A 21,493-nucleotide genomic window follows, 5' to 3' on the forward strand; every position below is an offset into this window, starting at 1 on the left:
AAAAGCGAAAACCGGCTTTTAGGGGAAGAATATGCCGAAAACAGTTGGACGGAGCATTTCCAACGATCAAATCTGGATCGGAAATGCTCCATGTCCAGCGACTGAACGCGACCTTGCTGGATCACAAAGGCGTAAAGCAGACCTTGGTGTGTCCTGCGCCAATGAAGCCGAGCCGGCCTGCGGCGCCCTTGGACAGGTCGAGGACGCGCCCCTTGATGAACGGGCCGCGATCGTTGATGCGCACGACAAGCGACTTGCCGTTTCTCTGATTGGTAACCTTGACCTTGCTGCCAAGCGGCAGGGTGCGGTGGGCTGCGGTCAGGCCGGACGGGTTCATGCGTTCACCCGAAGCCGTACGGGAAGTGAGGGCGTACCAGGAGGCACCGCCGCATTGCTGTGCTGAAGCCTCGATTGCGGTGGCCGCGAGAAGACCGGTTGCCGCAACGGCAAGCATAGCCATACGGGTCTTGAAAGTCATGCCAGTTCCACTAGTTGTTAACGGGGTGTCCCACAGTTGTCGCTGAGAAAGACGGTTCCGAACTGGAATCTAAATGTGGCGCTGGCGTGGTTCGAATGAGAACATTGTGCGATAACTGAATCTATATCACGCAGGGAAAATCGTCCTATACTGACCGTTGTTTACTTAATGGCTTAAACACAACAAAGGAATATTAGGAAGTGTTCGCGTTGTTTACTGTAAAGCTGTTTACGATTCGTTAGGAATCTGCGGTGGCACTTCGCTGTGCCTTGATTTGGCGCGCCCATTGCAAGAAAAGCTGCTTTCGTGTGAGGCAGCTGGCTCCGGCCGTGATGCAATTTTTATTTGCAAGGTAAGTTTTCAGCGTCGGCGGCAAAGTTGACGAAATGAGGCGTTTTGGGGGCAGAATTGCAATTTCTGACTGTGCTCGAGAAGCTCTTGTCGAACTTTGAAAGTTATCCACAGGCCCGAAAGAGGGTGAGATGACGTTTCTTTGACTGCTATCACCCTGCACGAAAGCGTTGAATTCCTGCTATAAGCGTTCAGACCAGACGACGGAACGCCATGCAGGACCACCCGGAAAAAGACAGGATCGACGCCGCTTCGCCCGCAATCTCGGCGAGCAAGCGGATCGTCTATCTTTGCCTCGGCTTTCTCATGCTCGGACTTGGCATTGTGGGGGCCTTCCTGCCGGTCATGCCGACAACGATCTTCATCATTTTTGCTGCATGGTTCTTCGCGCGGTCGTCGCCGAAGATCGAGGCCCGGTTGCTCGCGGATCAACGTTTCGGACCGCTGGTCATAAAATGGCGCGAGCGTGGTGCCATTCCGCCGCGCGCCAAGCTCTACGCCTGTCTTGGCATGGCATTCGGATATGGCCTTTTCTGGTGGGGCGCCAAACCCGGCTGGTTGCTGGCAACAGCGGTAACGCTGTTCATGCTGGGTTCTGCCGCCTATGTGTTGTCTCGCCCGAACGAGTGAGTTTAGACCGGGTAATGACTCAACTTAAAGGCGTCCCGTTCTAATCACCTACGGGGTCACGTCGAACCCGAACCATTTTTCGGATAGCCTTTTGATAGTGCCATCGGCCTTGGCCGCCATGATTGCAGAATCGAATTGGCGCTTGAGATCAGCTTCGTCCTTGCGCAGACCGACAGCGACCCCGCGTCCGAGCAGGCCGCCTTTGAAAAGCGGCCCGGTCATGACGACGTTGGAATAGGCCTGCGTCTTCTGTATCGTGTTCAGATAGGATCGGGCGGTGACCTGCATGTCGATGCGTCCGTTTGCGAGATCGAGATCGACCTGCTCGGCGGTTTTATACTCGCGGATAGTGGTTCCTTCTCTGAAATATGCATTGATCAGAGATTGGGCTATCGATCCACCCACGACACCGACGGTCGCTCCCTTTATCGCGGTATTCACATCTTGAAGGGCTTGCTCCGTTTCATGCTTATTGTCCGAAAGGTCCAGATTCTCCTCCATGTGAGGCAGCTTGCTGTACGGACCGTCGCGCAGGGTGGCGAAGACTTGCGGCGTGCGGCCGTAGGATACGGAGAAATCGATGACTTTCTCACGCGCTTTTGTTGCTGACAGCGCTCCCATCACAGCATCGGCTTTGCCAATCTGCAGGCTTGTTATGATGGCGTCGAAGGGAATGGCGATAAAATTGCATTCGACTTTCATCGTCTGGCAAAGGTGCTGGCCCAGCTCGACCTCATAGCCGTCGAGCGTGCCATCGGACTGCGTGAGATTATAGGGCCGAAAATATCCTTCGGTAGCAATGGTGAGCACACGGCTTTGAGCATGGGACTGCGATAGGGAGCTCGCGAGCGCAATTATCCAGACGAGGTTGAACAGACGTGGATAGGTCACTGCGGAAACCTTGTTTTGTCACTTTGTCGTTCAAAGCATAGGTCGGGAGAGGCGGCTGGGTAAATTGGCTGGAAATTGGGAGCCGTTATTCGGTGGCCGGTCGATCATACGAAACCGACACTCAAGCGGTGGACGAACGCCGCATTATTCTTTGCCGGTTCAAGGCGCGGCAAAACCCCACAAAATCACTGGCAAGCGGCTCTGATACAAACCTGTAACAATAGTGTCATATGAATGTAATATAGAGCGCGTAGAGGGCTAACGACGCCACATCGTCATATGTCTTTTACAACAGGAGCCGCAGCTCATGAACAAGATGATTTCCTCGACCGCAGCGCTCGCCATCGCTGCCGTTATGTCGGTTTCCGCCGCCCAGGCGCGCGATCAGATTCAGGTTGCCGGTTCCTCGACCGTTCTGCCTTATGCAAAAATCGTCGCCGAAACCTTCGGTGAAACCTTCCCGAACTTCAAGACGCCGGTTGTTGAATCGGGCGGTTCGGGCGCAGGTATCAAGGAATTCTGCAAGGGCGTCGGTGAGAACACCATCGACATCGCCAATGCATCGCGCGCCATGAAGGACTCGGAACTGAAGTCGTGCATCGACGCCGGCGTCAAGGACGTTCAGGAAGTTCGCTTCGGCTATGACGGCATCGTCTTTGCGACCGACGCCAAGGGTCCGGATTGGAAGCTGAAGCCGGAAGACGTCTACAAGGCGCTCGCAGCCAAGCTCGTCGTGGACGGCAAGCTGGTCGACAATCCGAACACCAAGTGGAACCAGGTCAACCCGAACCTGCCGGATTGGGACATTGCTGCCTACATCCCGGGCGAAAAGCACGGCACCCGCGAAGTCTTTGAAGAAAAGGTTCTGGCTGACGGCTGCAAGCACTCCGGCGCTCTGGACGAAATCAAGAAGACCGGCCTCGACGACAAGGCAGCCGCTTCCGCCTGTATCGCAGTGCGCAAGGACGGCAAGGCTGTCGACATCGATGGCGACTATGCTGAAACGCTGGCCCGCATCGACTCCAACAAGACCGGCGTTGGCGTTTTCGGCCTCTATTTCTTCGAAAACAATGCCGACAAGCTGAAGGTTGCCACCGTCAACGACGTTACTCCCTCGGCTGCAACGGTTGCTTCGGGTGAGTATCCGGTGTCCCGTCCGCTGTTCTTCTACGTGAAGAAGGCGCATCTCGGCGTTATCCCCGGCCTCAAGGAATATGTTGAGTTCTTCCTCAACGACCAGATGATCGGTCCTGACGGCCCGCTCGCCGAATATGGTCTGGTTCCGGCCCCGGATGCAGAACGTGAAGCACAGCGCGCTGCTTTCTCCGAAGGCAAGACGTTGGCTGCGAAGTAAGTTTTGATCTGTGGAACGCGGGGATGAGGAATCTCCGCGTTCTTCTCCTTTCGCGCCTTTGTATTATGACAGGCGCATTCGCGTGGAACGGCATGGGTGGAAGCTGCACCTCAACGCCATCCGCATTCATCAGGGCAACCGGGGAAATTGAATGTCCTTCTTTCTGGTTCTCGTCAGTATCGTTGCAATCGGGCTGATCGGATTCTTCATAGGCCGCCAGCGTGCCGTTGCACTGGACAAGGCGCAGTCTGCTTCCGCAAAAGCCTCGCCGACCGAGAAAATGCATTCCCGCCCGCATTATCATGGCTGGTGGGTTTTCCTCGTTTCAGCATTGCCTGCGGTTCTGTTCCTCGCAATATGGGCCGTAGGAACGTCGGTTTATCTGGATCACAGTGCGACCGCCCGCTTGCCGGATGCCGTTGAGGAAGGGTCCTTCACCAATCGCAGCCTGCAACTCGGCATGGTTCGCGGTCTTGCCAGCGGGCTTGACCGGCTGACGCCTGCCGAACTTGAAAATTTCCCGTCGAACTATCAGGACGCCCGCACGCTTCTGGGGGCAAAGGGCGTGGCGCTCGCGACCGAGGGCCAGGACTATATGGTGCCGATCGCGCTTTACCTGAAAAAGGCAACGGCCCTCACGCACACCATCGGTTCGGCTGTTTCCCTGGTGATCGCCGTGGCGGGCCTGATTTTCGGCCTCTCCACGATCAGCCGGCGCATGCGCGCACGCAACAATGTCGAGCGGATCGTTCTCTGGGGGCTGATTGCAGCCTCCGGCATCGCCATCCTGACGACCATCGGCATCATCTGCTCGATGCTGTTCCAGACCATCAGCTTCTTCCAGTCCGTTTCGCCGTGGGACTTCTTCTTCGGCACGGTGTGGGACCCGCGCTTTGCCGCTGCCGGTTCGGGCGGCGAGACTGGCCAGTTCGGTCTTATCCCGCTTCTGGCAGGCACGCTCTATATCGCATTCGTGGCCATGCTGTTCGCGGTTCCGGTCGGATTGTTCTCCGCCATCTACATGGCCGAATATGCTTCGCCGCGCGTGCGCACCGTGGTCAAGCCGGTTCTGGAGCTTCTGGCCGGTATTCCCAGCATCGTCTACGGCTTCTTTGCGCTCGTGACCGTCGGACCTTTCCTGCGCGATCTGTCCATCGCCATTGCTGGCGGGCAGGGTTTCATCATGGCGCAGAGCGTTCTGACCGCCGGTCTTGTCATGGGCGTGATGCTGATCCCGTTCGTATCCTCGCTTTCCGATGACATCATCACTGCCGTGCCGCGTGCGTTGCGCGACGGCTCGCTTGGTCTCGGCGCGACCCGTTCCGAAACCATCAAGCGGGTGGTCCTTCCGGCGGCATTGCCGGGCATCGTGGGCGCACTTCTGATGACTGCCTCGCGCGCCATCGGCGAAACCATGATCGTGGTTCTGGCGGCAGGTGTTGCGGCGCGCATCAACATCAATCCCTTCGAGGCGATGACCACCATCACGGTGAAGATCGTCAACCAGCTGACCGGCGATCTTGAGTTCAATTCGCCGCAGACGCTGGTGGCCTTTGCACTCGGCATCACGCTTTTCGTCCTGACGCTGATCATGAACATCTTTGCGCTGCACATCGTGCGCAAGTACCGGGAGCAGTACGAATAATGACCGATACGACCTTTAATGCCAGCGGCGCCGCGGCACAGCCGACGCGTCGCGATATCGGACTGAAACGCCGCTACGCTGCCGAACGTCGCTTCCGCTATTACGGTATTGCTGCGATTGCCATCGGCGTATTCTTCCTGTGCGCGCTCCTGTTCTCGGTTTTCTCCAAGGGCTATACCGCCTTCTGGCAGACGACGCTTTATCTGCCGGTAAAGCTTGAAGAGAGCGTGATCGATCCGGGCAACAAGCGCGCGGCCGATCCGAATGTGCTGATCACGGCCAATTATCCGCTGCTGGTGCGCAACGCTCTGGCTGAAAAGCTTGGTGTTTCGACGACAGATCGACCAGCAATGCGGGACCTTGGCCGTTTCTATTCGGACGGCGTGCGCATTCAGCTGCGCGAGATCGTGATGAACAACCCCTCGCTCATCGGCACGACACAGGTCGTTCCGGTTCTGGCGGGCGCGGACATCGATTCCGCCTTCAAGGGGCAGATCGATCTTTCGGTACCGGAGGCGAATCGCAAGGTTTCGGACCGTCAGGTGGGATGGATGAGGACGCTTTCGGAAGAAGGCGTGATGAAGGAGTCCTTCAATACGGGCCTCTTCACCTTCGGCGCATCCAGCCGTCCGGAAACCTCCGGTCTCGGGGTGGCATTGGTCGGTTCGCTCTACATGATGCTCATCGTTCTCGGCCTTTCCCTGCCGATCGGTGTTGCTGCTTCGATCTATCTGGAAGAGTTCGCCAAGAAGAACCGCTTCACCGACATGATCGAGGTGAACATCAACAATCTGGCGGCGGTCCCGTCCATCGTGTTCGGCCTGCTCGGGCTTGCGGTGTTCATCAACTTCTTCGGCCTGCCGCGCTCCGCCTCGCTGGTCGGTGGTCTGGTGCTGACATTGATGACGCTGCCAACCATCATCATCGCGACCCGCGCCGCGCTTCGCGCCGTGCCGCCATCGATCCGTTCCGCGGCCCTTGGCCTCGGCGCGTCGAAAACGCAGATGGTCTTCCACCATGTCCTGCCGCTTGCCGCACCCGGCATCCTGACCGGCACGATCATCGGCCTTGCCCATGCGCTTGGTGAAACCGCGCCGCTTCTGCTGATCGGCATGGTGGCCCTTCGTCGCCGACGTACCGTCAACGCCGATGGAACCGGCGACTGCTTTGCCGGTGCAGATCTATATGTGGGCAAACGAAGCAGAACGAGCCTTTGTGGAACGCACGTCAGGCGCTATCATCGTCCTGCTTCTGTTCCTTGCCGTGATGAATATTGCAGCAATCATTCTGCGCCGCCGCTTCGAGCGCCGCTGGTAAACGGGAGTCGAAAGCTATGAACCTGATGACTGAACGATCTCTCGAGAAAGCCGTAGGAGAAAAAATGAACGCCAACGCCAGTTCCATAAAGATGCGCGGCGACAAGGTCTGCGTGTTTTATGGGGAGAAGCAGGCTCTGTTCGACGTCGATCTGGAAATCCAGGAAAAGATGGTCACAGCGCTGATCGGCCCTTCCGGTTGCGGCAAGTCTACCTTCCTGCGTTCGCTCAACCGCATGAACGATACGATTGAAGGCTGCAAGGTCGGCGGCAAGATCACGCTCGACAACGAGGACATCTACGATCCGAAGATCGATGTCGTCGAACTGCGGGCCCGCGTCGGCATGGTGTTCCAGAAGCCGAATCCGTTCCCCAAGTCGATCTATGAAAACGTCGCTTACGGCCCACGCATCCACGGTCTCGCCCGCACCAAGGCCGATCTGGAGGAAATCGTCGTAACGAGCCTGAAGAAGGCGAGCCTGTTCGAGGAAGTGAAGGATCGTCTGCACGATGCGGGCACCGGTCTTTCCGGTGGCCAGCAGCAGCGTCTTTGCATTGCGCGCGCGATTGCGGTCAGCCCGGAAGTCATCCTCATGGACGAACCGTGCTCGGCGCTCGACCCGATTGCAACCGCGAAGGTGGAAGAGCTGATCGACGAACTGCGCCAGAACTATACGATCGTGATCGTCACGCACTCCATGCAGCAGGCCGCGCGCGTTTCGCAACGCACAGCCATGTTCCACCTCGGCAATCTGGTCGAAGTGGGCGACACGGAAACCATGTTCACCGCGCCGACCGAAAAGCGCACGCAGGACTATATCACCGGACGCTTCGGCTGATCCGGAACTGCGTTTCAACAGACAGTGCGGCTTCCCCGCAATTTATATTACGAGGTCTACTATGCCGTCTCAGCATACCGTTCGCTCCTACGATGAGGAATTGAAGTTTCTCACCCACAAGATCGCCGAAATGGGCGGACATGCGGAACGTATGGTCGAGCAGTCGGTCGCCGCTATCGTCAATGCGGACAACGCGCTCGCACAGCGCGTCATCTCCGACGATCTCATCCTCGACGCCAGCGAGCGCGAGATCGACGACAAGGCCGTGATGATCATCGCCAAGCGCCAGCCCATGGCCGTGGACCTGCGCGAGATCATCGGTTCGATCCGCATCTCCGCCGACCTGGAGCGCGTTGGCGATCTGGGCAAGAACATTGCCAAGCGTGTTGCCGCCGTTTCGGAATCGCGTCAGCCGGTAAAGCTCTATCGTGGTCTGGAAACGCTGGCCGAACTGGCGCTGACCCAGCTCAAGGACGTGCTCGACGCTTATGCGTCGCGCTCGGTGCAGCAGATCAATGTCGTCCGTGACCGCGATGATGAGATCGATGCCATGTACACGTCACTGTTCCGCGAATTGCTGACCTACATGATGGAAGATCCGCGCAATATTTCCGCCTGCACGCATCTTCTGTTCTGCGCCAAGAATATCGAGCGTATCGGCGATCACGCGACCAACATCGCGGAGACCGTTTATTACATCGTGACCGGCCTGCAAATGCCGGCTGAGCGGCCCAAGGAAGACCTGAGCCACGGTATTGTCGTGGATGAGGCGCGTAAACCCTGAACTGCATCCGACCGGACCTGGAGTGATCCCGAGTCCGACGGCTGAGAATGAGTGAATAGCGCGGCGGCACGCGGTCGATTGGGGGGATTGTATCCACCGCCCGCCGCATTTGGATAGGGAAATACTGGATGTCACAGGCACCCAAAATCGCTGTGGTAGAAGACGAAGAGGCGCTGAGCGTGCTGCTTCGCTATAATCTTGAGGCAGAGGGCTACCAGGTCGATACCATGCTGCGCGGCGACGAGGCCGAAATCGCATTGCGCGAGAATGTGCCGGATTTGCTTATTCTGGACTGGATGCTGCCAGGGGTTTCGGGCATCGAATTGTGCCGCCGCCTGCGCCAATGGCCGGAAACCGAGCGCCTGCCGATCATCATGCTGACGGCGCGTGGCGAGGAAAGCGAACGCGTCCGCGGGTTGAGCGTCGGCGCCGACGATTATGTGGTAAAGCCGTTTTCGACGCCGGAACTTCTGGCGCGCGTCAAGGCGATGCTGCGCCGGTCCAATCCGAGCATTCTTTCGCATGTGCTGAAAGTGGGCGACCTTGTTCTGGACCGTCAGCAGCATCGGGTTTACCGCAAGGAAAAGGAGGTCCGTCTCGGACCGACTGAATTCCGACTGCTCGAATATTTCATGATGTCGCCCGGCCGTGTCTTCTCGCGCAGCCAGCTTCTGGATGGCGTCTGGGGTCCGGACATCTATGTGGACGATCGCACGGTGGACGTCCACGTCGGACGGCTGCGCAAGGCGATCAATGTCGGTCGCGCGCTCGATCCGATCCGCACCGTTCGCGGTGCCGGTTATTCTTTCGGTTGATCGACACCGTCATTCAAACTCTCAGATATAGCTCCTGATCGGCCCGCCATTTTCATCGTGGCGGGCCGTTTGCGGATGATCAGCCTGCGGCAACGTTGATCCGATTCGCATAGGCCCGACCAAAACTGCGCGCCAATCACGCATTTTCACGCGATGTTACAAATCTGTTTCCAAAGTTGACGACAACCCACGGAACCCATGGGAAACAGAATTTTTGCAGATCATTCGAAGCAGCGCGGACGTGATGGAGAAACCATCCAAGCAAAAGCGAATTAAGGCAGCGATATGGCGTGTATTGCGGGAATTTGTATCGCATTAAATCAATGCCTTATCTGAATTCGTAATTCTCGTTAATAAATTATTAATATATTTAAAGGGCTTGTAGGCATATTCGCACTCTCGATTCGGATTTCGTTTCAGGCTGTATGACCGCTGCCTGCATCGTTGGGATTTGACCCTTCGCCTTTTTTTGGCCTAAAAATTCCAAAACCTTGAATTCGATTGAGCGACAGTAGGACGTACGATTTTGATCTTCGTCCTCTTTGACTTGCACCGCAGTCAGACGTTCGCGCGCATCATTCCGGATGTGTCTGCCTGAACGAATGACTGGATCAGTTAAGGGTCCTAACATGAGATTGAGCCATTGACGCGCGCCGCGAAGTGGAAATTGCCCGTTCTTGTCGGGCTGGTGGTTGCGCCTTTCGTGGTCACCGGATGCACGACGACCGGAACCACGGGAAAAGCCAATTCGGAAAAGACGGCGGCAAGCCACGTCAAATCCGTCAATGGCGTGAAGACCTACACCTACACAGCGCGTGACAAGGAATGCCTTGAGCGCGCGATGTTCTTCGAATCGAACCGGTCCAGCCCCGACGGGCTTCTCGCTGTCGGCACGGTCGTCATGAACCGTCTCGCATCGGGCCGTTATCCCGATACGATTTGCGGCGTCGTTGGCCAGAAGAACCAGTTTGCGCCGGGCGTCCTCACCCGCAGGATGGATTCCAGGGCGCTGCCTGATGTTCAGGCGACTGCCGATGCAGTGTTGAAGGGGCAGCGCCATCCGAAACTCAAGAACGCCATGTTCTTCCATACGGCGGGCCTGAGGTTCCCTTACAACAACATGCACTATGTGCTCGTCGCCGGTGGCAATTCCTTCTATGAAAAGCGCAACCGCGATGGCTCGCTGCAGAACCCGGTCCCGCAGGAGCCATACAATCTTGCCCTCGCATATTCGCCGCAATCGCCTTCTGTTCCGCAGGATCCATCTTATGATGTGACCCTGCCGCAGACCGGTCCGGTTCCGGGAACGGAACCGACTGTTCAGGTGGCACTGGCGGAGGCTTCCAAGGCTCAAAGCGCAGACCAGAACAGCGGCGTCGGTCCTCAGGCGCGCAGTGACCGTCTAGTGCGTCATCGCGGTGTTGCGGCCCCCCAGCAGGAACAGCATATGCAGATGGCGTCCTACCAGCCGCAATTCGATACCACGGCCCCGCAGCCGACCTCGCTTGGCTATGCTCCGGCGAGCCAGAAGCAGGCTGACGCAATCGGCGCGCTTCTTCTCTCCCAGGACCGTCCCGAAGCTCCGCTCTAAGAAGCGCTTATAATCGGATGCTCTGCAACGCCGGTCTGGTCCAATCCGACCGGCGTTTTGATTTCAATGGCAGATTGCAGTTGTTTTCAGCGAAGGCGTCAGGGCCGATAGACCGGACGATAGATCACCATCGGAGCATCATAGAAATCGACCTGATTCTGCCAGGCGCGCCTGTCGGCCCTGCGATCGAGATCGAGCCGCATGAGGCAATTGGCGAAAGCGTCGGTCCTGGGTTTGAAACCATAGCTTTGGCAGGTCTGTTCGTCAGCTGCACGGCGCTGTTCGGGCGTCATCGTTACGCAGCCGGTCAGAAGGCCGGTAATGCCCAGTAAGATAAGCACTTTCTTATTCATTGCTGTCTGCTTTCTTCTGCAACTGACCGCGTGAATACTATAGCGTAAAGGCAGGAAAAAAGGTGGTGAAATTATGCCGTCTGATAAACTGTCGGTGATTCCATATCCAAAGAGGTCTTCCACCCATGGCTCCTGAACAGCTGAACCCAGTCATCGATCCGGTGAAACTTGAACGTCTTGCGGAAGTCGCCGTTCGTGTCGGTCTGCAATTGCGCGAGGGGCAGGATCTCGTCATCACCGCGCCGGTCGTGGCGCTGCCGCTGGTGCGCCTCATCGCCAAGCATGCTTACAAGGCCGGAGCCGGGCTGGTAACGCCGTTCTTCGCGGATGATGAAATGGCGCTTGCCCGGTACGAGAATGCATCGGATGCGAGTTTCGACCGTGCGGCAAGCTGGCTTTATGAAGGCATGGCAAAGGCCTATTCGGACGGCGCTGCCCGTCTGGCCATCGCAGCCGACAATCCGATGCTGCTTTCAAGCCAGGACCCGGCCAAGGTTTCACGCGCCAACCGCGCCAATTCAAAGGCCTATCAGCCGGCGCTGGAAAAGATCGCCGGTTTCGACATCAACTGGAACATCATCTCCTATCCCAATCCGGCATGGGCGCAGCTCATGTTTCCAAACGACGCGGAAGATGTTGCGACCCGCAAGCTGGCCGAGGCGATCTTCGCGGCGTCGCGCGTCGATGTCGATGATCCGGTCGGCGCCTGGGCTGCACATAATGCAGCACTTCGTACCCGCACCCGCTTCCTGAACGGCAAGGCTTATAGCGCCCTGCATTTCAAGGGGCCGAACACTGATCTGACTGTTGGGCTTGCCGACGGCCATGAATGGCACGGCGGCGCGTCCACTGCGAAAAACGGCATCACCTGCAATCCGAACATCCCGACGGAGGAAGTGTTTACGACGCCCCACGCTCTTCGTGTCGAAGGCCATGTGACCAGCACCAAGCCTTTGTCGCATCAGGGCACCTTGATCGAGAATATCGCGGTTCGCTTTGAGGGCGGGCGGATTATCGAGGCCAGGGCGAGCCGTGGTGAAGAGGTTCTCAACAAGGTGCTGGATACGGATGAAGGCGCCCGTCATCTGGGCGAAGTGGCGCTGGTGCCGCATTCCTCGCCGATCTCGCAGAGTGGGCTTTTGTTCTACAACACCCTGTTCGATGAAAACGCAGCAAGTCATATCGCGCTCGGCCAGTGCTATTCCAAATGCTTTATCGACGGAGCGAAGCTGACGCCGGAACAGATCAAGACGCAGGGCGGCAACGCGAGCCTTATCCATATCGACTGGATGATCGGCTCCGGCCAGATCAACGTCGACGGCATCAACGCGGACGGAACCCGCGAGCCGGTGATGCGCGGCGGCGAATGGGCTAACTGAGTATAGCCAGACAAAAAAGGCCGGGATTTCCCGGCCTTTATAGAAACGACGGTTGCCAGGCCGTCAGGCTCTCATATCAGTTCGTTTCCTGAACATGGGCCTCGAGGAACCACAGCGCCTTGTCGAGGCTGCGGGACGCGGCGGTAAAGATGTCAGCCGTATCGTCGTCTCCCGCTTCATCCGCGTCCTTGATCGACTTGCGCAGCAGGTTGGCAACATCGCCATAGCGCTCGATCAATGCCAGCAGATGGTCGTGAACGGCATAGATGTCGGTCGGATAAGGTTTGAGCTTGCTTTCCTTGGCAACCACCTGCGTCGTGCCGTAGGCCGTGCCGCCGATCTGTACGGCGCGCTCGGCAATCGTATCGACATGTTCGTCGAGATCGTTGCGAAAGCCATCGAGCATTTCATGAACGGCGATGAATTGCGGCCCCTTGAGATTCCAGTGAGCCTGCTTGGTGATGAGGGCAAGATCGATTGTCGCGGCGAGGTTTTCGTTAAGCAGCGCGATCATTGTCGTCTTCGTGTTGGAAGGAAGATCGTTGCGGGTTGCATGCATCGACTTCTGGGGCATTTTATCCTCACATCCTTTTGCTCGATCCGGCTAGGAGAGACTGGGAGAATGTCGCTCATGGTCGTGGGCAGCTGTTCCAACACAAACGAACCCGCCAGATCCTTACAAGGCTCGATTGCCGGAGGGGCCTTCGTTACCTTCAAGGCAACGCAAAACATTCCCGCACCCGGTGGGAAAATGCATGCCGACAGATTTTGTTCCGTGGGTCGGTTAAAAAACGGGACCGATTGGGCTTGCACCAAGTTGCGGCTTGTCGCAGCGCGAAATCTGATTTACCCGGTTGCGCATGAAAATACTCGCGCTTGATACTGCCGCTTCGTGGTGTTCCGTTGCCGTCTACGATTCCGATGGCGATCTCGTGCTTGCCGATGTGAGCGAAAACATCGGCAAAGGACACGCGGAAGTATTGATGACCTATATAGAACGCGCTTTGACGGAGGCGAAACTATCGCTCAGCGACATGGATCGCGTGGCGATCAATATCGGGCCGGGATCGTTTACCGGCGTGCGTATCGGCGTTTCGGCGGCGCGCGGCTTTGCATTGGCCCTCGGCGTTCCGGCGCTCGGCATCACAGCCTTCGAAGCGCTGGCCGCTGAAAGCCGGCTCACGAACCCTGAAAAGCCGGTGCTCGTCCTCCTCGACGCGCATCGCGGCGAAATTTATGCGCAACCATTCGATGCGAAGGGTTTGCCAGGCGATAAGCCTCTGGTCCTGTCACGGGACGAGGCAGAGGCCCTTGCCGCTTCCCAGGCGGAAAATACGGTTCTTGCGGGTTCCGCTTCCGTTTCAATCAATGAAGCGGTTGGCGGACGTTTTGCACTCGGCCCGTCAGAGCCGACCGCGACAATCGGCGTTTATGCGCGTCTCGCTGGCTCGCGCCAGCCGGGGGATGCGCCGAAGCCGCTTTACATGCGCGGGCCTGATGCAAAGCCACAGGTCGGGTTTGCGCTGCCGCGGAAGAGCGCTGGGGAATAGCCGATGATGGGCTTGCCGTTCGGCCGCTTCGGTCGCAGGGAGGTTTCGATAGAACCGCTGAACGCACAGGACAGCCATGCGATCCAGCGCATTCATGCCGCCGCCTTCCATCATGGCTGGAGCTCCGATGATTTCAGGTCGCTGATTGGCGAAAACACTGTGTTCGGCTTTGTGGCGCGTGCGGAAGGCAAGCCGAACGATGCGTGCGGCTTCGTGCTGGCCCGTCTGGTCGCAGGAGAAGCGGAAATCCTCACCATCGCCGTCGCGCGCGACGTGCAGCGGCAGGGCGTGGGGCGCGCGCTCATGGATGCCGTGCTGCGCCATCTCTACCAGGAACGGGCCGAAACGCTTTTTCTCGAGGTGGACGAGGCCAATGTCGCCGCGCAGGCGCTTTACCGCCGTCTCGGCTTCCGGAAAGTCGGCGACCGTCCGGCCTATTACGAAACGGCGAATGGGCGTTCGGCGGCCCTCATCTTGCGGCGTGACCTGAAGAGGGCGCCATGATCGGCGCGATCCGGATATTCCTGGTCGTCGCGGCCATGGTTGCGCTGAGCCTGTCGCTGATTCCGGTGCAATATCTGTTTTTGAAACTGAAGAACGGCTGGAAACGCAGCCTGCCGAACTTCTTCCACCGCGTCGTGGCGCGGCTTTTCGGCTTCCGCATCAGGACCGTCGGCCAGATGCACGAAGGCCGCCCGCTTCTCCTTGTCGCCAATCATACATCATGGAGCGACATTGTCGTGCTGTCGGCCGTAGGACAGGTGTCCTTCATCGCCAAATCGGAAGTGCGCGACTGGCCCGTCTTCGGCATGTTCGCCGTCTTGCAGCGTACCGTTTTCGTGGAGCGCGAGCGGCGAGGCAAGACCGGAGAGCAGACGTCGGAGATTGCGCGGCGTCTGGCGACCGACGACGCAATGGTGTTGTTCGCCGAAGGCACGACATCGGACGGCAATCGCGTTCTGCCTTTCAAGACGGCGCTTTTCGGTGCCGCGCACGCCGCGATCAAGGAAGCGAATGTGCCTGAAGTCATGGTTCAGCCGGTTGCGATCGCCTATACGGGGGTTCACGGCATGGCGATGGGCCGCTATTTCCGCCCCATTGCGTCGTGGCCGGGCGATGTTGAACTGATGCCGCATCTCAAAGGCATCTTGCGCGAGGGCGCGATAGACGTCGAGGTGCGTTTCGGGGAACCCATTGTCGTAACCGCCGAGACAGATCGCAAGGCGCTCGCTCGCACAATGGAAAACCGGGTGCGCGCGCTTTTGCAAAGCGCATTGCTGGGGCGTGATATCCCCGAAGAGTGACAGCCGTCAGATTGTCACCTTCCAAAATGACGACAAAAGCTGTAGATAGCCGCGCATGAGCGACAATATCACCGAACTCGACCCCGCGGCAGAGCGCCCGAATGCGCGCAAGGTTTTCGTAAAGACCTATGGCTGCCAGATGAACGTCTACGATAGCCAGCGCATGGCCGACAGCCTTGCAGCGGAAGGCTATGTCGCGACCGATACGCCGGATGATGCCGATCTGGTTCTGCTCAATACCTGCCATATTCGTGAAAAAGCGTCGGAAAAGCTCTATTCCGCACTTGGCCGTCTGCGCAAGATGAAAGATGCGCGCGAAGCGAATGGCAAGGAACTGACCATCGGCGTTGCGGGCTGCGTGGCGCAGGCGGAAGGACAGGAAATCCTGCGCCGTGCGCCGAATGTCGATCTTGTCATCGGGCCGCAGACCTATCATCGCCTGCCCAATGCGCTTGCGCGGGTTCGCAGCGGCGAAAAGGTGGTGGAGACCGAATACGCTCTCGAAGATAAATTTGAACATCTGCCATCGCCGAGGCGCGAGGAGACCCGCAAGCGCGGTGTTTCAGCGTTCCTGACCGTGCAGGAGGGCTGCGACAAGTTCTGTACCTTCTGCGTGGTTCCCTATACGCGCGGCTCGGAAGTTTCGCGCAGTGTGAAGCAGATTGTGGCGGAGGCCGAGCGCCTTGCCGACAGCGGCGTACGCGAACTGACCCTGCTCGGCCAGAACGTGAATGCCTGGCACGGCGCTGGTGACGATGGCCGCGAATGGGGCCTGGGCGAACTTCTGTTTCGTCTGGCGCGCATTCCCGGGATTGCCCGCCTTCGTTACACCACCAGCCATCCGCGCGACATGGATGACAGCCTGATTGCCGCCCATCGTGACCTGCGCCAGCTGATGCCTTATCTGCATCTGCCGGTACAGTCCGGCTCGGACCGCATTCTCAAGGCGATGAACCGCCGTCACAAGGCGGATGAATATGTGCGCCTCATCGAGCGTATCCGCGAAGTCAGGCCGGATATGGCGTTGTCGGGTGATTTCATCGTCGGCTTCCCCGGTGAAACCGATCAGGATTTCGAAGACACGATGCAGCTCGTGCGCGAGGTCAATTACGCACAGGCCTATTCGTTCAAATATTCGCCGCGTCCCGGCACGCCGGGCGCCGATCTTGACGATCATGTCGAGGAAGCGGTCAAGGATGAACGCCTCCAGCGGCTTCAGGCACTATTGTCCGAACAGCAATATGCGTTCCAGGATTCCATGATCGGTCGCGAGATGGATGTGCTGCTCGAAAAGCCGGGTCGCGTTGCGGGCCAGATGGTGGGCCGTTCGCCATGGCTGCTGCCTGTCATCATTGATGACAATCAGGACCGGATCGGCGACATCATTCATGTGAAAATCACGTCCACAGGCACCAACAGCCTTATTGCGCAAAAACTGGCCTGAAGGCATGATGATGCCGAGGCAGAAAATTTCGGCGTATTGAGTCGCTTGCCGGTAATCCTGTCGAGACTATGATTGCAATGCGTGGACGGTTTGCGTTCATGCATAGTCTGGTCTGAAAAGTCCCCTACTTTTCAGGATTGTGCTTTAAGGAGATACGGTTGAGCGCTACGGAAAAGCTGAAGTCTGCCAAGCCAACCAATCAAACGCAAAAAAGCCCGACGACCGGGGCCTCGGACATGGCCCATATCGTGCTCACCTTTGACAACAACCGTCTTGCCAGCGCGCTTTACGGTCAGTTCGATGAAAACCTTGCCCGTATCGAACAGAAGCTTGGCGTGGATGTCCGCTCCAAGGGGAACCAGCTGTCGATCCGGGGTGAGCCGACCGCGACCGAGCAGGCGCGGCGCGCGCTCGATCATCTTTATGCAACGCTGCAGAAGGGTCATGAGCTTGGACCATCCGATGTGGATGGCGCACTCCGCATGGCAATCGCTGCCGATGACCAGTTGACGCTGCCGACCATGGAAAACAAGGGCAAGCTTTCCGCAGCCCAGATTTCCACGCGCAAGAAGACGATCTTTGCCCGCACGCCGACGCAGGATGCCTATATGCGGGCACTCGACCGGTCGGAGTTGGTGTTCGGCATCGGACCGGCCGGTACCGGCAAGACCTATCTTGCCGTTGCTCATGCCGCCATGCTTCTCGAACGCGGTCTGGTGGAACGCATCATCCTGTCGCGTCCCGCTGTCGAGGCGGGGGAACGTCTGGGCTTCCTGCCGGGCGACATGAAGGAAAAGGTCGATCCTTATCTGCGCCCGCTTTACGATGCGCTCTACGACATGATGCCGGCGGAAAAGGTGGAACGTGCCATTACCGCGGGTGTGATCGAAATCGCGCCTCTTGCCTTCATGCGTGGGCGTACGCTGGCGCATTCTGCGGTTATTCTCGATGAGGCGCAGAACACGACCTCCATGCAGATGAAAATGTTCCTGACCCGCCTTGGCGAGGGTTCGCGCATGATCGTGACGGGCGATCCAAGCCAGATCGACCTTCCGCCGGGGCAGAAATCGGGCCTCGTGGAAGCACTTCGCGTGCTGGATGATGTCGAAGGCGTCATCAAGGTGCGCTTTACGGAGAAAGACGTTGTTCGCCATCCGCTGGTGGCAGCAATCGTCGGCGCTTACGACCGCGACGGCAAACAGCACGCGCGTTCGGAATGATCTTGCAATTGCCTGCTGGAATCACGATTTAACAAAGGCTGTCTGCCTCTTGGCAGGCAGCTTTCCAGAGCATGATTCCGAAAAGCGGAACCGCCTGCGCAGGGAAATCGGTCCACCGGCTGATTTCTGATCCTGCTTTGATCGGGAAAATTATGCTCAAGCAAAGGCTTCTGTGCGTCTGATTGGACGCACGGCGCTCTAATAACTGAAAGGATGATGCGGCTAACCAGCATGGAGAGCCGCCGCAGAACGTGTCAAATAACGCGATCCATATCGATATCATGATCGAAGCCGGCAACTGGCAGGAAGAAAACGCCCTCGAAGGGCTTGTCAGAAAGTCCGTCGAGGCCGCCTGGTCCAACCTTGGACTGAAAAGCGCAGCAAGCGAACTCAGTGTCGTCTTCACGGATGATGCTTCGATCCAGACCCTGAATGCCGAATGGCGTGGCAAGGACAAACCGACCAATGTGCTGTCGTTTCCGGCATTTCCGGTCAAGGCCGGATCGCAGCCTGGACCGATGCTGGGCGACATCATCATTGCGCGGGAAACCGTCGAGCGAGAGGCTCTTGAAGAGGGAAAGCCGCTCGAAAACCACCTTGTACACCTTGTCGTGCATGGCTTTTTGCACCTTTTGGGTTACGATCACGAAACCGATGCGGAAGCGGAGGTAATGGAGGGCCGCGAGCGTGAAATCCTTCATGCTCTTGCCATCCCCGACCCTTATGCTGTATCCGATTGAGACCTTAACAACGATTGACCATGGCTGATCAAACATCGCACCCCCCGTCCGCTGGCGAAAATCGCAGCGAGACTCAAGACGCCGAAGGGCAAAGTACGCAGCGGTCCGTAGTGGCCGAAAAGCGTTCCCTGTTGTCGAATATTTTCCCGTTCATGCGCTCGCGCCAATCCTCTTCGCTGCGTGAAGATCTGGCCGATGCCCTTTCCAGCACGGCAAGCGAACAGGATTCAGCATTCTCGCCCGAAGAAAAGGCGATGCTGCACAATATCCTGCGCCTGCGCGAAATCCGCGTTGAAGACGTGATGATTCCGCGCGCCGACGTCGAGGCCGTGGAAATTTCCACGCCGCTCTGGGAAGTGCTGGAACTTTTCGAAAAATCCGGCCATTCGCGTATGCCGGTCTATGCCGAAACGCTGGACGACCCGCGCGGCATGATCCATATCCGCGATGTTCTCAACTACATCACCAAGCAGGCCCGTCAGAAGACCACGCGCCGCAGCAGCCCGCGCAGCAAGGCGACAGCCGAAGACAAGGCCGCCAAGTTCGACATGGGCCGCATCGATCTCACCAAGACGATCGGTGAACTCAATCTCATGCGCAAGGTCCTGTTCGTGCCGCCATCCATGATGGCGAGCGGATTGATGGCGCGCATGCAGGCGACTCATATCCAGATGGCTCTGGTCATCGACGAATATGGCGGCACCGATGGTCTGGTCTCGCTGGAAGACATCGTCGAAATGGTCGTCGGCGATATCGAAGACGAACATGACGACGAAGAAATCATGATCGCCGAAGAAGCCGACGGCGTGTTCGTCGTGGATGCACGCGCCGATCTGGAGGAACTGGCCGCAAAGATCGGCCCGTCTTTCGAAGTGGGCGAGCATGGCGAGGACGTCGATACGGTCGGCGGTCTGATCTTCTCCGTTCTCGGGCGTATTCCGGTTCGCGGCGAGGTCGTTCAGGCAATTCCGGGCTACGAATTCCACGTGCTGGAAGTCGATCCGCGCCGGGTAAAGAAAGTGCGTATCGTGCCGCTTTCCGCGGCTGACCGTCGCCGCCAGCAACGCGCTGTCGTATCCGCCAAGCCGGGAGAACAGCCCGCACAAGCCGAAACGGCAACCGACGCCCCCAAAGAGGCCGGATGATCGAAAGGCTGGCGGGGAAAATCATTCTGTCGAGCGGCTGGCGTCGTGCGCTGGCCGCTTTTCTGAGTGGTGCCTTCGCCACACTGACCCAGCCGCCCTTCGATATCTTTGTAGCGGGCTTCATCTCTTTTCCGATTCTCGTCTGGCTGATCGATGGCGCTATCGCCAATGCGAATGCCGGTCCGGTCAGGCGCCTGCTTCCCGCAGCAATGGTCGGCTGGTGGTTTGGTTTCGGTTATTTCGTTTCAGGGCTGTGGTGGATCGGCACGGCGCTGCTCGTCGATGCGGACCAGTTTGCCTGGGCCCTGCCGCTTGCGGTTCTGGGGCTGCCCGCGTTTCTGGCGCTTTTCTACGCGCTTGCGGCCATGGTCGCGCGTATCTTCTGGTCTGACGGCCTGGGGCGCATCGTTGCGCTTGCGTTGGGCTTTGCGCTGGCGGAGTGGCTGCGCCTCTTTCTGTTCACCGGTTTCCCGTGGAACGCCATCGGCTATGCCATCATGCCAACGCCGCTTCTGATGCAATCGGTCGCCGTGCTTGGCCTCACCGGGATGAGCGCCCTGGCAGTGTTTGTCTTTGCCGCACCAGCATTGCTGATCGGCGGGCGGTTTGCAAAGACGGGCATTGCATTTGCCCTGATACTCGTCGCTGCCCACATCGGCTTCGGTGCGTGGACGCTTTCACAAGCGCCCGCATTGGGCGAGGAAAAAACCTCGCTCGCGGTTCGTATCGTGCAGCCATCCATTGCCCAGACCATGAAGTGGGATAATGCCGAACGCCGGTCCATTTTCGACAAGCTGGTTTCCCTGACGGCGGAAGCACCCGCCGAAGGCAAGCCGAAGCCCGATGTGATCATATGGCCCGAAACGGCAGTTCCTTATATCCTCACCTCAACGCCCGAGGCTCTTTCCCGGATCGGCGAAGTTCTGCAGGACGGTCAGGTGCTGTTGACCGGTGCCGTTCGTGAAGAAAAGGCATCCGGTGGCGGCGAGCCGCGCTATTATAATTCCATTTACACGATCGATGACCGGGGCGTCATTGTCGATGCCGCCGACAAGGTGCATCTCGTCCCCTTCGGCGAATATCTGCCTTATGAGAATTTTCTTCGCAGGCTTGGGCTTCAGGAAGTGGTGGAAATGCCCGGCGGGTTTACCGCCGGCACCACGCGCCGGGCGCTGAACGTGAAAGATGGCACAAGCTTTCTGCCGCTGGTCTGCTATGAGGCGATTTTCCCGGACGAACTCGGCTATTCCGGACAGGCGGCAAGTGCCATCATCAATGTGACGAATGACGCGTGGTATGGCGATACGCCGGGACCATACCAGCATTTTCGGCAGGCCCAGGTGCGGGCCGTGGAGCAGGGGCTGCCCCTCATTCGCGCAGCCAATAATGGTCTTTCAGCGGTCGTGGATGCTTATGGTCGAATCACTGACGGCCTTGCGCATGATGCCGTCGGGGTCGTTGACGCTTACCTACCGTCAACTCGTGCACCATTTTGGAGCACGCCACCCGGCTCGCGACAATCTCTGGTAGCGCTGTTAACCTTACTCGCGGTGAGCGTGGCTCTCCGACTGCCAATCGGCAGGCGTTTTCATTGACAGACTAATATTGTTACGATGTTATGGCTCGGCGGCGACGGTTTTTGCGGAAAATCGTCAGACTACCTC

The 21,493-nt window shown here is 58.1% G+C and carries 20 protein-coding genes and 1 pseudogene; 17 read left to right on the plus strand and 4 right to left on the minus strand.

Annotation, left to right across the window (positions count from 1 at the left end):
- Positions 1-121 precede the first annotated feature (121 nt).
- The gene (locus OINT_RS12220; protein ID WP_006468123.1) at positions 122-478 is read right to left on the minus strand and encodes a septal ring lytic transglycosylase RlpA family protein; all 357 of its coding nucleotides are present in this window, start codon (positions 476-478) and stop codon (positions 122-124) included.
- A gap of 564 nt (positions 479-1,042) precedes the next feature.
- On the opposite strand from OINT_RS12220, the gene OINT_RS12225 reads away from it, so the two are divergent.
- A complete protein-coding gene (locus OINT_RS12225; protein WP_006468124.1) occupies positions 1,043-1,459 on the plus strand; it encodes a YbaN family protein in 417 nt (138 codons plus the stop codon).
- A 48-nt stretch (positions 1,460-1,507) separates the two neighbouring features.
- Here the strand turns inward: OINT_RS12225 and OINT_RS12230 are convergent, their stop codons facing one another.
- Positions 1,508-2,350, minus strand: coding sequence for a transporter substrate-binding domain-containing protein (locus tag OINT_RS12230; RefSeq protein WP_006468125.1), 843 nt, complete (start codon positions 2,348-2,350; stop codon positions 1,508-1,510).
- A gap of 307 nt (positions 2,351-2,657) precedes the next feature.
- Between OINT_RS12230 and OINT_RS12235 the strand changes: the two genes are divergently transcribed.
- The 7 genes and pseudogenes from OINT_RS12235 (at position 2,658) to OINT_RS12265 (ending at position 10,694) form a co-directional block, all read left to right on the plus strand.
- Entirely contained in the window at positions 2,658-3,704 is a 1,047-nt protein-coding gene (locus OINT_RS12235) for a PstS family phosphate ABC transporter substrate-binding protein (protein WP_006468126.1), read from the plus strand.
- A 151-nt stretch (positions 3,705-3,855) separates the two neighbouring features.
- Positions 3,856-5,349 (plus strand): phosphate ABC transporter permease subunit PstC, encoded by a 1,494-nt coding sequence (gene pstC, locus OINT_RS12240; RefSeq protein ID WP_006468127.1) that lies wholly within the window; start codon positions 3,856-3,858, stop codon positions 5,347-5,349.
- A pseudogene (gene pstA, locus OINT_RS12245) lies at positions 5,349-6,666 on the plus strand (phosphate ABC transporter permease PstA). The gene pstC and the pseudogene pstA overlap by 1 nt, the downstream one beginning before the upstream one ends.
- A 64-nt stretch (positions 6,667-6,730) precedes the next feature.
- A complete protein-coding gene (gene pstB, locus OINT_RS12250) occupies positions 6,731-7,504 on the plus strand; it encodes a phosphate ABC transporter ATP-binding protein PstB (protein ID WP_006468128.1) in 774 nt (257 codons plus the stop codon).
- Between the two features lie 61 nt (positions 7,505-7,565).
- Complete coding sequence (phoU, locus tag OINT_RS12255; protein WP_006468129.1) at positions 7,566-8,288, plus strand: phosphate signaling complex protein PhoU; 723 nt, start codon at positions 7,566-7,568, stop codon at positions 8,286-8,288.
- A 128-nt stretch (positions 8,289-8,416) separates the two neighbouring features.
- Positions 8,417-9,103, plus strand: a complete 687-nt coding sequence (phoB, locus tag OINT_RS12260; protein WP_006468130.1) for a phosphate regulon transcriptional regulator PhoB — start codon at positions 8,417-8,419, stop codon at positions 9,101-9,103.
- A gap of 643 nt (positions 9,104-9,746) precedes the next feature.
- A complete protein-coding gene (locus OINT_RS12265; protein WP_006468133.1) occupies positions 9,747-10,694 on the plus strand; it encodes a cell wall hydrolase in 948 nt (315 codons plus the stop codon).
- Between the two features lie 98 nt (positions 10,695-10,792).
- Here OINT_RS12265 and OINT_RS12270 read toward each other — a convergent pair whose 3' ends face one another.
- Positions 10,793-11,047: a hypothetical protein gene (locus tag OINT_RS12270; protein WP_006473103.1), complete on the minus strand. Its 255-nt coding sequence runs from the start codon at positions 11,045-11,047 to the stop codon at positions 10,793-10,795.
- 125 nt (positions 11,048-11,172) lie between these two features.
- On the opposite strand from OINT_RS12270, the gene OINT_RS12275 reads away from it, so the two are divergent.
- Positions 11,173-12,426: an aminopeptidase gene (locus OINT_RS12275; RefSeq protein ID WP_006468135.1), complete on the plus strand. Its 1,254-nt coding sequence runs from the start codon at positions 11,173-11,175 to the stop codon at positions 12,424-12,426.
- Between the two features lie 76 nt (positions 12,427-12,502).
- On the opposite strand, the gene dps is transcribed toward OINT_RS12275, so the two are convergent.
- Positions 12,503-13,000, minus strand: coding sequence for a DNA starvation/stationary phase protection protein Dps (dps, locus tag OINT_RS12280; protein WP_006468136.1), 498 nt, complete (start codon positions 12,998-13,000; stop codon positions 12,503-12,505).
- Between the two features lie 286 nt (positions 13,001-13,286).
- Here dps and tsaB point away from each other — a divergent pair, with 286 nt between their 5' ends.
- The 8 genes from tsaB to lnt all read left to right on the plus strand — a co-directional run bounded on the left by tsaB (position 13,287) and on the right by lnt (position 21,424).
- Positions 13,287-13,976 carry a tRNA (adenosine(37)-N6)-threonylcarbamoyltransferase complex dimerization subunit type 1 TsaB gene (tsaB, locus tag OINT_RS12285; protein WP_006473102.1) on the plus strand — a complete coding sequence of 230 codons (690 nt, stop codon included), beginning with the start codon at positions 13,287-13,289 and terminating at the stop codon, positions 13,974-13,976.
- A 3-nt stretch (positions 13,977-13,979) separates the two neighbouring features.
- Positions 13,980-14,480, plus strand: a complete 501-nt coding sequence (gene rimI / locus OINT_RS12290; protein ID WP_006468138.1) for a ribosomal protein S18-alanine N-acetyltransferase — start codon at positions 13,980-13,982, stop codon at positions 14,478-14,480.
- Positions 14,477-15,280, plus strand: a complete 804-nt coding sequence (gene olsA, locus OINT_RS12295; protein WP_006468139.1) for a lyso-ornithine lipid O-acyltransferase — start codon at positions 14,477-14,479, stop codon at positions 15,278-15,280. The genes rimI and olsA overlap by 4 nt, the downstream gene beginning before the upstream one ends.
- A 55-nt stretch (positions 15,281-15,335) precedes the next feature.
- Positions 15,336-16,724 (plus strand): tRNA (N6-isopentenyl adenosine(37)-C2)-methylthiotransferase MiaB, encoded by a 1,389-nt coding sequence (gene miaB / locus OINT_RS12300; RefSeq protein ID WP_006468140.1) that lies wholly within the window; start codon positions 15,336-15,338, stop codon positions 16,722-16,724.
- 158 nt (positions 16,725-16,882) lie between these two features.
- The gene (locus OINT_RS12305; protein WP_172491104.1) at positions 16,883-17,944 is read left to right on the plus strand and encodes a PhoH family protein; all 1,062 of its coding nucleotides are present in this window, start codon (positions 16,883-16,885) and stop codon (positions 17,942-17,944) included.
- A gap of 251 nt (positions 17,945-18,195) precedes the next feature.
- Positions 18,196-18,684 carry an rRNA maturation RNase YbeY gene (ybeY, locus tag OINT_RS12310; protein WP_006468142.1) on the plus strand — a complete coding sequence of 163 codons (489 nt, stop codon included), beginning with the start codon at positions 18,196-18,198 and terminating at the stop codon, positions 18,682-18,684.
- A 20-nt stretch (positions 18,685-18,704) separates the two neighbouring features.
- Positions 18,705-19,829 carry a hemolysin family protein gene (locus OINT_RS12315; protein ID WP_006473100.1) on the plus strand — a complete coding sequence of 375 codons (1,125 nt, stop codon included), beginning with the start codon at positions 18,705-18,707 and terminating at the stop codon, positions 19,827-19,829.
- A complete protein-coding gene (lnt, locus tag OINT_RS12320) occupies positions 19,826-21,424 on the plus strand; it encodes an apolipoprotein N-acyltransferase (protein WP_006468144.1) in 1,599 nt (532 codons plus the stop codon). Before OINT_RS12315 ends, lnt begins: the two co-directional genes overlap by 4 nt.
- Positions 21,425-21,493: the final 69 nt, after the last annotated feature.

The sequence above is a fragment of the Brucella intermedia LMG 3301 genome, from assembly GCF_000182645.1.
Classification (GTDB): domain Bacteria; phylum Pseudomonadota; class Alphaproteobacteria; order Rhizobiales; family Rhizobiaceae; genus Brucella; species Brucella intermedia.

Coding starts and splice junctions, on each gene's coding strand:
- tsaB (WP_006473102.1), top strand. CDS start 13,287: ATGAAAATACTCGCGCTTGATACTGCCGCTTCGTGGTGTTCCGTTGCC.
- phoB (WP_006468130.1), top strand. CDS start 8,417: ATGTCACAGGCACCCAAAATCGCTGTGGTAGAAGACGAAGAGGCGCTG.
- OINT_RS12220 (WP_006468123.1), bottom strand. CDS start 478: ATGACTTTCAAGACCCGTATGGCTATGCTTGCCGTTGCGGCAACCGGT.
- dps (WP_006468136.1), bottom strand. CDS start 13,000: ATGCCCCAGAAGTCGATGCATGCAACCCGCAACGATCTTCCTTCCAAC.
- OINT_RS12235 (WP_006468126.1), top strand. CDS start 2,658: ATGAACAAGATGATTTCCTCGACCGCAGCGCTCGCCATCGCTGCCGTT.
- miaB (WP_006468140.1), top strand. CDS start 15,336: ATGAGCGACAATATCACCGAACTCGACCCCGCGGCAGAGCGCCCGAAT.
- pstB (WP_006468128.1), top strand. CDS start 6,731: ATGAACGCCAACGCCAGTTCCATAAAGATGCGCGGCGACAAGGTCTGC.
- lnt (WP_006468144.1), top strand. CDS start 19,826: ATGATCGAAAGGCTGGCGGGGAAAATCATTCTGTCGAGCGGCTGGCGT.
- olsA (WP_006468139.1), top strand. CDS start 14,477: ATGATCGGCGCGATCCGGATATTCCTGGTCGTCGCGGCCATGGTTGCG.
- OINT_RS12225 (WP_006468124.1), top strand. CDS start 1,043: ATGCAGGACCACCCGGAAAAAGACAGGATCGACGCCGCTTCGCCCGCA.
- OINT_RS12270 (WP_006473103.1), bottom strand. CDS start 11,047: ATGAATAAGAAAGTGCTTATCTTACTGGGCATTACCGGCCTTCTGACC.
- pstC (WP_006468127.1), top strand. CDS start 3,856: ATGTCCTTCTTTCTGGTTCTCGTCAGTATCGTTGCAATCGGGCTGATC.
- OINT_RS12275 (WP_006468135.1), top strand. CDS start 11,173: ATGGCTCCTGAACAGCTGAACCCAGTCATCGATCCGGTGAAACTTGAA.
- phoU (WP_006468129.1), top strand. CDS start 7,566: ATGCCGTCTCAGCATACCGTTCGCTCCTACGATGAGGAATTGAAGTTT.
- rimI (WP_006468138.1), top strand. CDS start 13,980: ATGATGGGCTTGCCGTTCGGCCGCTTCGGTCGCAGGGAGGTTTCGATA.
- OINT_RS12315 (WP_006473100.1), top strand. CDS start 18,705: ATGGCTGATCAAACATCGCACCCCCCGTCCGCTGGCGAAAATCGCAGC.